The 7,332-nt window shown below is 66.8% G+C and carries 5 protein-coding genes; 1 reads left to right on the top strand and 4 read right to left on the bottom strand.

The window, feature by feature from the left end; genetic code table 11:
• On the bottom strand, positions 1 to 414 hold a 414-nt coding region (locus tag B2W70_RS18010), incomplete at its 3' end, for a Tex-like N-terminal domain-containing protein (RefSeq protein ID WP_286747923.1).
• A gap of 169 nt (positions 415 to 583) precedes the next feature.
• Between B2W70_RS18010 and B2W70_RS18005 the strand changes: the two genes are divergently transcribed.
• Complete coding sequence (locus B2W70_RS18005) at positions 584 to 1,621, top strand: quinone-dependent dihydroorotate dehydrogenase (RefSeq protein WP_286747921.1); 1,038 nt, start codon at positions 584 to 586, stop codon at positions 1,619 to 1,621.
• Here B2W70_RS18005 and B2W70_RS18000 read toward each other — a convergent pair.
• The 3 genes from B2W70_RS18000 to B2W70_RS17990 all read right to left on the bottom strand — a co-directional run.
• Complete coding sequence (locus B2W70_RS18000) at positions 1,608 to 3,353, bottom strand: serine/threonine protein kinase (RefSeq protein WP_286747919.1); 1,746 nt, start codon at positions 3,351 to 3,353, stop codon at positions 1,608 to 1,610. The genes B2W70_RS18005 and B2W70_RS18000 overlap by 14 nt on opposite strands.
• A gap of 144 nt (positions 3,354 to 3,497) precedes the next feature.
• The gene (locus tag B2W70_RS17995) at positions 3,498 to 6,836 is read right to left on the bottom strand and encodes a UvrD-helicase domain-containing protein (protein WP_286747917.1); all 3,339 of its coding nucleotides are present in this window, start codon (positions 6,834 to 6,836) and stop codon (positions 3,498 to 3,500) included.
• Positions 6,833 to 7,332: RecB family exonuclease (locus tag B2W70_RS17990; RefSeq protein ID WP_286747915.1), on the bottom strand; the 500-nt coding region annotated here is incomplete at its 5' end. The genes B2W70_RS17995 and B2W70_RS17990, both read right to left, overlap by 4 nt.

Below are 7,332 nucleotides of genomic sequence, written 5' to 3'. Positions count from 1 at the left end.
GGCTTGCGGGTCGAGCATCGGGTCGGCAAAGAGCTTGTCGGCCAGCGGCTCGATGCCGGCTTCGCGGGCGATCATGCCCTTGGTGCGGCGCTTTTGCTTGTAAGGCAGGTAGAGGTCTTCGAGCTCCTGCTTGGTCGGCGCGGCCTCGATGGCTGCGCGCAGCTCGGGCGTGAGCTTGCCTTGCTCCTCAATGCTCTTGAGCACGGCGACGCGGCGGTCTTCCAGCTCGCGCAGGTAACCCAGGCGGGCTTCCAGATCACGCAGTTGCGTGTCATCGAGCCCGTCGGTGGCTTCCTTGCGGTAGCGGGCGATGAAGGGCACGGTGGCGCCGCCGTCCAGGAGGTCAACGGCCGCTTTGATTTGGGCAGGTCGAACGCTCAGTTCGGCCGCCAGTTGCATCAGGATCTTGTCCACGCTCGGGTACCAGGAGGTCTGGGAGGTCGAAGAGGCGCGAAGTTTGCCACAGGGGCCTGGCGCGTTCAGAGCGGCGGCATCGGCGACAATCAGCACCTGTGCCGGGCCCTTGCCCCCCCTGCCCCCGCGCACAGCACCACATCCCTGACCCACGCCCCCGCAGCCCTCAATGGCCCTGATCCCCTACTTCGTCCCCAAGTCGGTCCTCTTCAACCTGGACCCGGAAACCGCGCACGACCTGACCATCGGTGCGCTGGCGCGTTTTCAGAACACGCCACTGGCTTGCCTGTGGGCCGAAAGCCGCGTGCAGGACCCGGTGACGCTGGCCGGCGTTACCTTCCCCAACCGCGTGGGCATGGCCGCGGGCCTGGACAAGAACGGGCGAGTCATCGACGGCCTGGGCGCCATGGGCTTCGGCTTCGTCGAGGTGGGCACCGTCACCCCGAAAGCACAGCCGGGCAACCCCAAGCCGCGCATGTTCCGCCTGCCCGAGGCGCGCGCACTCATCAACCGCCTGGGCTTCAACAACGAAGGCCTCGACAGCTTCCTGGCCAACGTCAAGCAGGCACGCTTTCGCAGCAACGGCGGCATCCTGGGCCTGAACATCGGCAAGAACGCCGCCACGCCCATCGAGAACGCGGTCGATGATTACCTGATCGGCCTGGCCGGCGTCTACCCGCACGCCGACTACATCACCGTCAACATCTCCAGCCCCAACACCAAGAACCTGCGTGCGCTGCAAAGCGACGAGGCGCTCGACGACCTGCTGGGTCGCCTGCAAGAGCGGCGCCAACAGCTGATTCAGCAGCATGGCCGCACGGTGCCGATGTTCGTGAAGATCGCCCCTGACCTGGATGAAACGCAAGTGGGCGTGATCGCTGCCACGTTGCTCAAGAACGGCATCGACGGCGTGATCGCCACCAACACCACGATCTCGCGCGAGGCGGTCCAGGGCATGCAGCACGCCGAAGAAACCGGCGGCCTGAGCGGCGCACCCGTGCTGGAAGCAAGCAACCAGGTCATCCGCCAGCTGCGTGCGGCGCTGGGCCCGCGTTACCCGATCATCGGTGTGGGGGGGGTGATGAGCGCTGCCGACGCACGTGCCAAACGCGACGCTGGCGCCGATCTGGTCCAGATCTACACCGGCCTGATCTACGAAGGACCCCAACTGGTCCGAGCCTGCGCCGAAGCGCTCAAGCGCGGTTGATCAGGCCCGAGGCCTGCTCCCAGGTCTGCTCGCACTCTTTGGGCACCAACGCCAGCGCCCGCGCATAGCGAACGTAAGCCTGATGCATGGCGGCGTTCGCCTTCTGGGGCTCCTGGGTCTGCGCGTCAACGATCTCGTTGGCCAAGCTGGCCACCGTTCTCAACGTGGCTTCAGGACCAACGGGGGTGCGCACGGGCTTGTTCAGCGGACAAGGTTGCGCTGCCTGCACAACACGGTCGTGCAGGCCCCAGTGACGCATGACGGCCAGCGTCAAGGCGCCCAGGTCAACACCCAACACCGCGCTGGCTGCGGCTTCTGCGCTCATGCCGGGGGTGGTGGCCTCACCTGATTCAGACACCGGCGAGGCTTGCATCAGCCTTTGCATCTGGGCGGCCTCTTCGGGGAAGTGATAGCACATCAGCAAGCTGCCCAGGCGCTGTGACATCGCGGCCAGGCTCGCTTCTTCATCGCTGATGGAAAACGGCGCCATGAGGCGAGCGATCGCACCCGCCAGGCAGGCGCGGCGCAACTCTTCGTCCAGTGCGGCCACCGTGCCCTGCCCGGCTTCAGGCGAGAGAGACGACTGCGCGCCCAGCACACCTGGCCAAGGGCGAACCGCCGCCGCGACCTTGCGGATGCCAGCCTGCCCCAACAGCAACACGGCGCGCGAAAGCGTCGTGACCCCGTCGTCGCTGCCCGGGCTGCGATAACTGGCGGTGTTGACGGTGCGCAGCAGCTCCCAGACCATGGCGGGGTTCTTCACCAGCACATCGACAAAATCATCGACCCGCAGGCTTTCCGCCGACAGGCTGGCCAGCAAGGCTCGTTCTGTGCCGGGGCGGCTTGGCAGCGCCCCCACGCTGTTGAGCCGATCCAGCAGCAGCGACAGCGGTCCACCAGACTCTTCGGACTGGGTCTTGATCCAGCCCTGCAAGGCGCTGAGCAGCGTGCGCGCATTCAGGTAGCGTTGCCGATGCTGGCGATCGGTCGCACGGTTGACGATGGCCCGCAAGGACTCGGACACCGGGTGGGGTGTCGTCCACGGCAAGCGAACAATTTCGCGCCCCACGCGGGAGGCGGCGCTGCCCATGTCGGGGTCGTCCAGCGCAGGGTGGTTGGCCAGCAGGCGGTGCATCAACAGGCCAGCCATGAGCACGTCGCGCTCGGCCTGCTGCCTGATCGGTTGACGCACCCGGGGAGCACGTCCGCTTTGGCCCGGTTGCTGGGCCTCGATGCCAACCGCCAGGCCGAACAACTGCGCGTGCCCGGTCTTGTCGATCAGCACGGTGTGCAGGCCGATGTCGAGGTGGGCAACGCCACCATCGTGTGCGTAGGCCAGGCCCTCGACCACATCGGCCATCCAGGACGCCACATCCTGCGCGCTGGGCAGTGCGCCCGATTGCAGGCGCTCGACCAAGGTTTGCCCCCCATCTCGCGCGCATGTCAGGAAGGGCCAGCCGTCGTGGCTGCCGACTTCCATGGCTTCACACAGCCGCGGGTGCTTCAGGCGCGAGCTGGACAACACGTCCTGGGTCCACTCCTCGCGTTCCCGGTTGTTGGCCGGCTGCACCCTTGGCACGCACAGAGACACCTCTTGCTGCAGGCGCGGGTCCCAGGCCAGCCAGGTGCTGGATGCCAGGCTTCGCCCCAGCATCTGACGCAACTCAAAGCGCCCGAACAGCCGCGGTGCAGGGGTTTGAGGTGGCTGGGCGATGGCCATGGCTGCGGGCAAGGCGAGGTCCTCGGTGGTGCTGGGAGCAAGAGTCCGCGTCAAGCTTGCCTGGCAAGCGCATCGGCCTCTTGTTACATGGTGTGATTGCACCAAACAATCTGGCACCAGGAAACACCCAGAAAGCCGGAAATACCGGTTCAGATTTCACGCTTCGCGCCACGGCACCCACTGCCCAGCCCCTGTCACGAAGGCCCCATGCACGGCCTGCCCCGGCTGCAAACGCCGAACCACCTCGACATACCGAAACATCTGCTCCTGGTACGCTGCCATGGCAAGCGGTTGCTCGCCCAGCTTGTAATCGATCACCCACCACGCCAGGCCTGTCGGCGTCTGCAACGCGACCAGGCGGTCGATGCGCAAGATGTCGCCACCGTCGCTCAGCGTCACCTCGTTGCCCGACCAATGCAGGGCCTGCGGATCCAGCCAGCGCTGGAGTTCGGGCTGGGCCAGGATGCCCGAGACCCGATCAACCGCCTCTCGCCAGTGACTGGCGGGAAGCTGCAGCGCCTGCGCCGCAGCGTGCACCGCTTTGGCCACCCGCTCCGGGCTGCGTTGCGCCAGGGGCAAGGTCGTCAGCAACTCGAGCCCGCGGTGAACAACCTGACCCAGGGTGCGCAGCGAAGCGCCCTCGGCATCGTCATCTGGCGCGACGGGCGGCGAAGGAGCACGGCGCACCAGACTGGGCATGGCCCTCAAGCTGGCTGGCGGCACGCCCCCCTGGGTGGCGCCCGGTGGCGTCGCATCGGGCCGAGGGCACCATGGCTCCGCTTGAGCCAAGGCCTGTGTCTTGGTCAGCCTGCTCCACCAACTGGCGTTGCGCTCACCCCGAAAGGGCTCGTTGGCACTGACGACCAAGGCACTGCGCGCACGGGTCAAGGCCACGTACAGCGCATTGAGCTCTTCTCGTTGATCGGCCTGCCGCTCTGCTTCCAGAGCCTGGGCCAGCGCGGGAGGTGGCTTTGATTCGGAACGGACAAACGCCACGCGCTGCGGGTGAGCCGCCCCTTCCGGCCAATCCACCAGCAAACCATGGCTCATGCTGCGGGATGCAGACGGGTCGGTGTCCACCAGGAAGACCACCTCCGCCTCCAGCCCCTTGGCGCCGTGGATGGTCAGCAATTGCACCGCCCCCTCCTGGGTTCGCGCCGGCAAGGCCTGAACCGATTGCCGCAAGGCCCTCACCCAGCGATAGGGCGTGGCGTCACGGCCCGCATCCATCTCCAGGCTGTGACGCAGCAAGGCATCGATGTGGAACAAGGCCTGCTGTCGACAGCCTGGCGGCACCGTCGCGGCCACGCGCTCTCGGCCATCGCCTTCCTGCAGGATGCGCGTGAGCAGGTCGTGCGGCGGCAAGACCCTGGCAGCTTGCTGCCAGCCGGCCAACAGCCTGGCAGCGCGTGCCAAACAGTCGCCCGCACCTTCATCGGCCTCACCACCCAGGCGCATCAGGGCGTCCCACCAACTGCCTCCTTGGCGAGCCAGTGATGCAATTTGCATCAAGTCGTCATCCGAGGCACCCAACAACGGAGAACGCAGGGCATGGGCCAGCGCCAGGTCGTGCTGAGGGGAGACCAGCACCTCGACCGTGGCCAACAGGTCCTGCACCTCCGGGGTGTCGATCAACGGGGTGCTGTCGGGCGCGATGTGCGGCACACCGAAGGCGTCGAGCGCCTGTGCCACCAGGTTGAGCACGGCACGCGTGCGGGCCAGCACAAAGATGTCCTGTGCCTGGTGCCTGCCCTCCTGCAGCAGCTCGGCCACCGCGCCGGCGACCTGGTGGGCTTCCCTGCCTTTGGCTGTGACGCTGACCACTTCACGGGGCTGGGTCAGCGTGTCGCGCACCGCCTGCTCGGCCTCGGCACCCGCATCATCCCCATCGACACCCGCAGCTTCGCCAGGCTCTTGCGCGTCACGCAAGATGCGTGGCAAGCGTCGCACGCTGGCCGGGGCCTGTGAAGCGGTCGTGTGAGGCCTGAACCCTGGGAAGGTGCCCTCCCGCGAGGCCTCTCCCATGACATCGTTGAGCAACTCGATGACTCCCGGCGCATTGCGACGGGTGTGATCGCAGGCCAGCAACTGCCCGCCAAGGCCCTCGATCACAAAGCGCTTGGCGGCCTGGAAGACACGCGGGTCGGCGCGGCGGAAGCGATAAATGCTTTGTTTGGGATCGCCCACCAGGAAGACCCTCACGCTGGACGATCCGCCGGCGCCCGCGTAAGCCGACAACCACGTGCCCAGGGCCTTCCATTGCAGCGGGCTGGTGTCCTGGAACTCGTCCATCAACAGCTGCCGAACCTGGCTGTCCAGCCTTTGCAGCACCCACTCGGACAGCGTCTCGTCGCACAGCAGACGGGCCGCCGCCAGCTCCAGGTCCGCCATGTCGGCCAGGCCTCGCTCGCGCTTGAAATCGGCGTACACAGCGAAGAACGCCCTCGACAGCAGCACCATGTGGTGGTGCAGGCGGTGTGCCTGCTCCTGCCGCAGGGCCAACGCCAGGTCTTGCAACCAGGCCTGGGCCCAAGCCAGCTCTTCGCTGCTGCCCAGCTTCTTGCGTGGCTCGCCCTTGTCGGTCAGCAGGGCTTTTTGCAAGGCCTCGGAGCGCGCGCTGGCGTCGGTGAGCAACAAGGCATCCACGATGGCCGCGCCCGCGGCCTGAGCCAAACCACCGGACGCTTGCCCGAGCTGCTTGGCCAGACCGACAAAGGCCTGGGTGGTCGAATCTGCCATCACCGCATCGGCCACACATCCCCAGGCGGCCCAGCGTTCCTGCCACGCGCCAGCGCTGGGCACCCCCTGCTCCAGCACGCCAGCGTCATCGGCCAGTGACAACTCCAATCGGTTGTGCAGGGCTTCACGCAGCCAGCCTTCGGTGTTGAAGCGCCCTGTCTCACGCAGCACGGCAGACAAAGCCGCCACCACCTCGTCACCGGCATCGCCCATGCGAGCGTCGATGGAACGCAGGAAGCGCCCCCAAAGCGGCGCCCAGATCTCGTCGATGTCCTCGATCAGCTGCAACTCCGGAGGCAGCGACAAGTCCGTCAGCACATCCAGCGGCGCGGCCTTGACCAGACGCGAGAACCAGCCGTGGATGGTGTGGATCTCGACGCCGCGCCCCTCCTGCATCCACTCACCGTGCAATTGGGCCAGGCGCGGTGCGCGCTCGGCCAGCAAGGCCTCTGGCACCCCTCGCACGCGTAACTCCTGCATGCGTCCCGCTTCGTCCATGGCGGCAAAGTCGGACAGCCACTCGCGCAGGCGCTCGCGCATCTCGCCCGCAGCCTTGCGCGTGAACGTGATGGCCAGGATCTGCTGTGGCGGCGTGCCCTCCAGCCAGGCCCGAACGATGCGAGACACCAGCATCCAGGTTTTGCCAGCGCCTGCGCAGGCCTCCACCACCACGCTGCGCGCCGGGTCACAGGCCACCTCGTAAAAGCGTGCCGGCTCGGCTGCCTGCCCGTTGATCTCATATGCCGATGCACTCATGACGCGTCTCCCGAGCCCGCTTGGTGCGCATGCCAATGGCCCTTGCGGCAAAGGCCTCGCATCGCGCAATGCTCACAAGCCGCGCCATCACCCAGCGCGAGCAAGGGCGAGCCTTGGTGCATCCGCACCCAGTCCGACCGAAGTTGCGAGATCAGTTGCGCCGCGCTGTCCTGGATGCCTGCGTGACGCAAGGTTTCGACCTTGCGGGCATCGATGTGCACGTAGGCAGCTTGCACATCGCCCTCGGCATGGCCCTCGCTGAGCGCGACATAGAAAGCCAACTGGGTGTCCTCCGCCCCGGACTTGGTTTTCTGCCTCAGAACCGTGGCGTTGCCTGTCTTGTAGTCCAGCACCAGGGTCTCGGCCTTCGACTGCCCGCCCTCTGCGGGAACTCCTCGGCTCACATCGATGCGGTCGAGTTGCCCCACCAGCCGCAGCGACATGTCCGGCTGCCCCTCGTCGAAGTCGATGCGGCACTCCCGCTCGACCTCGCACT

The organism is Aquabacterium sp. UBA2148, assembly GCF_002328915.1.
Lineage (GTDB): Bacteria > Pseudomonadota > Gammaproteobacteria > Burkholderiales > Burkholderiaceae_C > Aquabacterium > Aquabacterium parvum.
Note: the sequence above shows the minus strand (reverse complement) of the source record. Positions and strands in the feature narration are given on the sequence as shown.